Consider the following 546-nt stretch of genomic DNA (forward strand, 5'->3'; position numbering starts at 1 on the left):
GACGACGATCAGCGAGATGGCATAGAGCGCAGGCGCCTGGTTGCCGGCGAGCCGTTCCTGGTAAGACATCCCGGTCCAGTCATAACCGATGCCGCTCGGCAGTTTACTGGCCAGCGTTTCCATCAGCGCCATGGCTTCCCCGGTACTTTTGCCTGGCGAAGCTTCACCGAGGATCTCCATAGATGGCAACCCATTGTAGCGCTCCAGGCGCGGCGAGCCATATATCCAGCGTGAAGTGACAAAGGCGGAGAACGGCACCATTTCGCCGTTGGCGCTACGAACATACATGTTGTTAATGTCGCTCGGCAGCATACGGAAGTGGGCATCAGCCTGAACGTACACTTTTTTCACGCGGCCGCGGTCAATAAAGTCATTGACGTAGTATCCGCCCAGCGCGGCTGATATCGTTTCATTGATATCGGAGAGCGATACGCCCAGCGCCTGCGCTTTTTCCTGATCGACATCCAGTTTGAACTGAGGGGTATCTTCCAGCCCATTAGGGCGTACCCGAACCAGCTGATCCGGATGCTGTTTCACCATGCCCAG

The 546-nt window shown here is 56.6% G+C and carries 1 protein-coding gene; it reads right to left on the reverse strand.

Annotated elements, in window-relative coordinates; translation table 11 throughout:
• A partial coding sequence (locus HHU12_RS34735; protein WP_205960113.1) for an efflux RND transporter permease subunit occupies positions 1-546 on the reverse strand: 546 nt, incomplete at both ends.

This window comes from Flammeovirga aprica JL-4, assembly GCF_012844305.1.
Lineage (GTDB): Bacteria > Bacteroidota > Bacteroidia > Cytophagales > Flammeovirgaceae > Flammeovirga > Flammeovirga aprica.